Source organism: Kaarinaea lacus, assembly GCF_975902315.1.
Map to the genome: position 1 here is coordinate 1 of NZ_CDLKIE010000221.1, position 5,957 is coordinate 5,957.

At 44.0% G+C, this 5,957-nt stretch carries 4 protein-coding genes; all 4 read left to right on the forward strand.

Features of this window, described 5'->3' with window-relative positions:
- Positions 1-1,951, forward strand: a 1,951-nt coding sequence (locus tag ACWVCM_RS06565; protein ID WP_455200928.1) for a dynamin family protein, incomplete at its 5' end; no start/stop codon positions are given.
- Positions 1,952-2,318: 367 nt separating this feature from the next.
- Positions 2,319-2,777, forward strand: a complete 459-nt coding sequence (locus tag ACWVCM_RS06570; RefSeq protein WP_455200929.1) for a DUF4426 domain-containing protein — start codon at positions 2,319-2,321, stop codon at positions 2,775-2,777.
- A 207-nt stretch (positions 2,778-2,984) separates the two neighbouring features.
- The gene (locus tag ACWVCM_RS06575; RefSeq protein ID WP_455200930.1) at positions 2,985-3,839 is read left to right on the forward strand and encodes a phosphate/phosphite/phosphonate ABC transporter substrate-binding protein; all 855 of its coding nucleotides are present in this window, start codon (positions 2,985-2,987) and stop codon (positions 3,837-3,839) included.
- 65 nt (positions 3,840-3,904) lie between these two features.
- A partial coding sequence (locus ACWVCM_RS06580) for a diguanylate cyclase domain-containing protein (RefSeq protein ID WP_455200931.1) occupies positions 3,905-5,957 on the forward strand: 2,053 nt, incomplete at its 3' end.

Here is a 5,957-nt window from a genome sequence, read left to right on the forward strand (position 1 = left end):
CTACCGCAAGTGGGTCGAAGATAATGAAATGAGCAGTCCGGAAGAAGACCTGCGCATGTATGAAACAATTGATGCGCTAAAGAAGGACGAGATCACCATCGCGGTCGCTGCAGAATTTTCCCGTGGTAAATCCGAGTTAATCAATGCGATCTTCTTCGCCAACTACGAGCGTCGTTTGTTGCCATCTTCAGCAGGACGCACCACCATGTGTCCTACAGAATTGTATTTTGATAAGGAGGCGGAGACTCCCTACATTCGCCTGCTTCCCATTGAAACTCGTCTGGAAGACATGAGTATCGCCGAATACAAACAGCATCCCGATCACTGGATTAACATTGAGCTGGACATCGAGTCCGTTGATAGCCTGGTAGAAGCATTCAAGGAAATTGGTAAAACCAAATCTGTTAGCCGAGACAAGGCGATTCAAATGGGGCTCTATACCGAGGCTTATTTCCAGCACATGAACGAAGCGCCATTGCAAATTGAAATTCCCATGTGGCGCCATGTCCTCATCAGTTTCCCGCATCCATTGTTGAAGCAGGGCTTAACTATCCTCGATACACCTGGTCTCAATGCCCTGGGCAGTGAGCCGGAGTTAACCATGGATATGTTGCCTCGCGCGCAATCTGTCATGTTTGTGCTGGCCGCCGATACCGGTGCGACTAAATCCGATATGGAAATCTGGCAGCAGTACGCCAAGTCCTATCGTGAAACCCAACAAACGGGTGTGCTTATTGTATTAAATAAAATAGATACCCTGTGGGATGAGTTGCACGACGATGAAACCGTCCACAAAAGCATCCAGGGACAATGCAATGAAACAGCGGATACGCTGGGTATTCCCATTGACGACGTGTATCCGATTTCCGCGCAAAAAGGATTATTGGCAAAAATCAAAAAAGATGATGCGCTGCTGGAAAAAAGTGGCTTACCTTCACTCGAGGTCGCGCTCTCTGACGACATCCTGTCAAAGAAACAGGAAATCATTCGGGAAAACATCGTCTCTAAAATTGGTAGCATGGTGGAGTCGACAAAATCTGTGCTCACGGAACGTCACGACAGTGGCAAGAGCCAGCTTGCAGAATTACGTTCTTTGTCGGGTAAGAGTGCCGACGTTTTGATGGATACCATGAAAAAGCTGCGCGCTGAACAGGCGGTCTATCAAAAAGATGTCGAAAACTTTCAAACCAGCCGGCATGTATTAAAGCGCCAACTCGTGGCTCTGAATGAAACCCTGTCTATTGAGTCGCTGGATCAATTGATTTCTAAAACCCGGGAATCGATGGTGGATAGCTGGACCACCAATGGAATGAAAAACGGGATGAAAACATTTTTCGATGGCGCCAAGGACACTATGACCCAGGTAAACTGGCAGGTCGATAAATCTAACAAACTGGTTACTTCAATTTATGACCGGTTTCGTGAAGAGCATGGTTTTACCGATATTAAACCCTTGTTGTTTACTACCCATAAATACTCTCGCGAACTGGCGCAGCTTTACGAAAAAGCAGAAATGTTTCGTAAGAGCCCTGTTACCACGATGACTGAACAAAGTTTTGTCGTTAAAAAATTCTTTGTCTCCATGGTGAGTCATGCTCGAAATATATTTTTCCGAGCCAATGAAGACGCAGAAAACTGGGCGAAGACGGTACTGCTGCCATTGGCTAAACGGATTAAGGAACGCAAAGCGCAGCTTGAAAAGCGTATCGAAAATTTACAGAAGGTTAAATCTTCTCGGGAAAAGATTGGCGAAAACATCCAGCGTCTGGAAAAAGAAACCTCCGAGCTGGAAGCACAGCTTGAATCGATCAACAACATCCTGGAAGTTATTCATTCTCCGCTTCCGTGGCATTCTGACCATGGAAATGAAGCGATGTCCAATAACTCCATGGCCACCAGTGAGGCTGCGGCAGGCGGTGCGGTAGTCACTGCCCTGCACGGCGTTCAGTAGTCATTCACTTTTTTATCTCAGTTAATTAAGCCACCTGAAGTTCAGGTGGTTTCCTTTCCTGTTGTTTTCTATGGATTTATTATTCAATAATCTGAATTGTGCCGCATGGACTACCATTCTCAGTAGATCAATGATTTGTGTGGTATTATTAATTCAATAGTAATAATAATATTAGGGATATCGAGAAGTCGTACGAGTTGAAGTCGCAGGTCCTCGATATCAGGGTCAATCGGCAAAACGATCAAAGCAATGCAATGCGCGGATCACCGGAAATTCATCTGTATCGTTAGCTACGTTTTATCTGTCTTTAGTTACAATCATAAGTAGTAGTGACCGAAAGTTTGCATTGTTAAGTCGGAGGTTTCAGATGTTGATAGTAGAGAGAATTAAAAAGCCATTACTGGTTTTCTTTTTGTTGTTTGGAATGGCGTCTGGTGTTTTTGCGACGCCCGCTGCAAAGGACTTTGGCGATTACACAATTCATCTTAATGCGTTTAACAGCGATACACTGCAACCGAATGTAGCCAAAGCATATAACATCATTCGCAGTAAGAATCGCGGACTGCTAACTATATCAGTAGTCAAGAAATCAAAATCATCAAATGGAAAGCCGGTCAAAGCCACAGTGAATGCCAAAGCCACTAATCTAACGGGGCAACTTAAAAATATCCAGGTTCGGGAAATCAATGACGCGGATGCGGTGTATTATATTAGTGAATTTCACGTTGCGGATAAGGAAATACTCGACTTTACCATCAACGTGACTCCGGATAATGGTTCAGGTCCCTATACCGTCGAGTTACGCCAGCAATTTTTCACCCAGTAACTTTTCCAGTTCACAGAAGTCTTCCTCAATATAAAACAGATGAATTCGTTGTGGGATTAGTAACAGTTCCCACAACGACAGGTTTTCTTTCCGGTTTGCGTTGCGAAATCATCATGCATTAAAAATTCGTCTATTCTCGGAGCAAACTCCTGATTCTTCGGCTAATATTTCTATTAATCAGCATAACTTGCAGGGAGGGGCACTTCAGTGTCGAGGGTGAACCGGCTTTGGTCCACGGCCGTACTTTGGTTGATGATTTTTCTTTGTTGTTCTATGGCATTGGCGAAGTCAGAGAGTGATAACGGGCCAGATAACAATAAGAACAGTTATCTTACTTTTGGTTTCTTGCCAATAGAAAGTCCAATTGCTTTATTTAAACGCTTTGCTCCATTGCGAGATTATCTGGCTTCACAAATACAGCAAGAAATTCGAATGGAAACAGCAAAAAATTTTACCGAGTTCTCCAGACGTACCGAACAACGTCAATATGACATTGTGTTTACCGCTCCACATATGGCACTGCAGGCACTTGATGGTAATCACTATGAAGTGGCAGCAACATTTACCAAGCCGTTGAAATCAGTATTTGTCGTAAAGGAAAAGAGCTCCATTCAAAATATACAGGACCTGGAAAGTAAAACCATTGCGACTCCACCTAACGAAGCAATTGTAACTATGGTAGCTAGAAAATACCTGGATGCGAATGGCATAAAAGCAGTGCAATATAGTACTTACCAAACACACAATGCCGCATATTCTGCAGTACTGGGTGGTGAAGCTGATGCCGCGGTAATATCCAATTTCATCGCAATGAAAGCCATTTCAAAAAACGTTGCGTTAAAAATTGTGGCGCAGAGTGATCCGTTTCCAGGCATCGGTATATTAGTCGCCAGGGATTTGCCTGAACAGTTAAAGCAAGATTTAAAAAAATCCATATGGGCTATGAGAGACCTGCCACAGGGCAAGGTCATATTAAAGACTATCGCGCAGCCGGGATATATCGAAGCAAGCAAAAATCAATTCGAAGTATTGCGACCTTTTGTGCAGGTCGCCGTACCCTAGATTAGGTAATTCACAGTTATATCGGGATTGCCAGGCATGAACGCAGTTATTACCGGGGATGATCATTGTTAGTCGATAACCCTCATGAACAAATTGAGCCAAATACTGAGACTAAAACGCCGTCCTCAGAAGTGCGCGATTCGATTCAAAAAATAAAGCTTCGCCTTTCAACCCGGTTGATCATTGCTTTGGCGGCCATATTGACCACCATGTTATTTGCGATCACCTGGAATAGTATCCGACTCATTAATTCCAGTCATGCTGATTTGCTGGAGCAATCTATTGATGTGGAAACCAAGCTATTGACCAATTCTTTGGCGCCTGGATTAGCGGTAAATGACAGGGCTATTCTCAAAGACGTTCTTTCATTGCTGGTCACTAACAAACATTATGAGTACATCATTGTTTACAACCTTTCCGGTGAAGTGATGGCAAAGTTGGGTGAGTCGAGCAATAACGCGCTTGATCCCAACTATAATGAGGCACTTAAAGATGGTGTTTATGATGTGGTTAGCGAGATCAGTTTAGCCGGGCAGGCTTTGGGCAAGGTTGAGATTGGCTATTCACTGGTATCTGTCAATAAAATACTGTCAGAAACAAAAAATCAGAATACCGCTATCGGTGCACTGGGATTGCTGCTTTCAATTCTGGTTACGATCGTGCTGAGCCTGTATATGACGCGCAACCTGCGTAACCTCGAAGAAGGCGCCAAGGCATTGCAGCGTGGTGAACTCGACTATCGAATCAATATCAAATCGCTGGATGAAATTGGTGATGTAGCAAAATCCTTTGATGAACTTGCCGAACATCTATCGACTACACAAAATGAGCTGGGGCAAAAGCACGCTGAGCTGCAGCGCGAAACCCGATATCTGCAAACCTTGTTGAATGGCATTGATGCTGTCGTTGTTGAGGCAAAACTGCCGGATTACCAGTTTAGTTATGTAAGCCAGGAAGCCGAAAATTTGTTGGGTTATAGTGTTGCAGAGTGGTTGAAGCCCAATTTTTGGCGCGACCATATTTATCCTGATGACAGGACCTGGATGGAGAAATCTCTTGAAGATAATACCAAACAGGAAAATTCATTCATGGTTGATTTTCGAATGATACATGAATTGGGTCACCTGCTATGGGTGCGTGCAATCAATAACGTCGAAGTTGACGACAATGGAGATAAGGTTATCCGGGGGCTGATTCTGGATATCATGGAACAGAAAACGGCGGAAGACCGTATTGTCTATCTAGCCGAGCATGATTCATTAACGGGATTGATAAATCGTCGCAGGTTTCAGGAAGAACTTGAACGGAGTATCGCTTTCACACAACGATATAAACAACAGGGCGCGTTATTGTTTATCGATCTTGATCAGTTTAAATACATCAACGACACCTATGGGCATCAATATGGTGATGAGTATTTGCTGGATGTTTCGCGACGACTGGCAAAAGTACTCAGGAAAACAGATATTCTTGGTCGTCTGGGCGGCGATGAATTTGGTGTAATCATTCCAAGCGTTACAGAAAAAGAAACTGAAACGGTAGCCAATGCCTTGTTAGGCACTTTATCCCAGGAGATGATTGAGTGTGAAAACAAGCTGATACATATTAGTGCCAGTATAGGTATCGCCTTTTTCCCGACTCAGGGATATGTAGCCAGCGATTTGCTGGCAAAAGCGGATGCCGCGATGTATACAGCCAAAAACAAGGGCCGCAGTCAGTACCATATTTTCAGTGAGGATGATGATGAATTGTGGAACATGCAGGCGAAAATTCACTGGGAAGAGCGCATACGCTGGGCATTGGAGCAGAACCGTCTGGTTCTGCATTTTCAGCCTGTTGCTGATTTATACACACAATCAATCACCCATTATGAAGTTTTGTTACGCATGCGTGGCAGAGATGAAGAGCTAATTACACCGCCAGCATTTATCGACACTGCAGAACGATTTGGTCTTATCCGTGATATTGACCGTTGGGTGCTGCGTAATGCCATTAAAGAACAGGCCCATCGGCGCGATAAGGGCGAGGTGGTCACTTTAGCGGTAAATATTTCAGGAAGACATTTTGGAAACTCCGAATTGATGTTGTTGGTAAAAGAATCCATGGAGAAGTACAAAA